Source organism: Streptomyces calidiresistens (assembly GCF_014141525.1).
Classification (GTDB): Bacteria; Actinomycetota; Actinomycetes; order Streptomycetales; family Streptomycetaceae; genus Streptomyces; species Streptomyces calidiresistens.
On sequence record NZ_VKHS01001515.1, the window covers coordinates 1 to 524 of the forward strand.

Consider the following 524-nt stretch of genomic DNA (forward strand, 5'->3'; position numbering starts at 1 on the left):
GCCGGGGGATAGCCGTAACCACCGTGGGCGGGGGGCCCCGGCGGGGGTATCGGACCGGTGTCGGCGGGCATGCGGTGACCGCAGACCTCGCACCAGTCGTCGGCCGTGGACCGGTGACCGTTCGGGCACGTCGGCATCGGACCGTCTCCCCCTTTCCCTCTTCCATGGGTGTGCGCTCTGCCGCCGCCGCCCGCCACCGGGGCCCGGGGGCGCGGTGGTGAACGGCGGATGGTGCGGTGGTGCCCCGGCGGTGATCCGGGGCGGGCCCGCCGGTCCGGTCCGTGCGGACCGTTCCGGGGCCCGGTCGGGTCCCCGTGGTCGAGGGGCCCGGCCTCCAGCCGGAACAGTACCGGGCCGGGTGCGCGGCGGCCGGCACCCGGTCGGGTACCGGACCCCGCCGCTCCGCGTCCCGGCGGATCAGGCCGGGGACGGGGGACGGGGCACGGCCGTGGTCGGGGTGCGCTCGACCTGTCTCTTATACACCTCTCCGCACCACAGCGCCTTGGCGCTCTGTCGTCTGACAT

1 pseudogene is annotated in these 524 nt (G+C 76.3%); it reads right to left on the bottom strand.

What is annotated here, in order from left to right:
* Positions 1-137: pseudogene (locus FOE67_RS29875) on the bottom strand (FHA domain-containing protein); the annotation flags it as partial.
* Between the last annotated feature and the right edge of the window lie 387 nt (positions 138-524).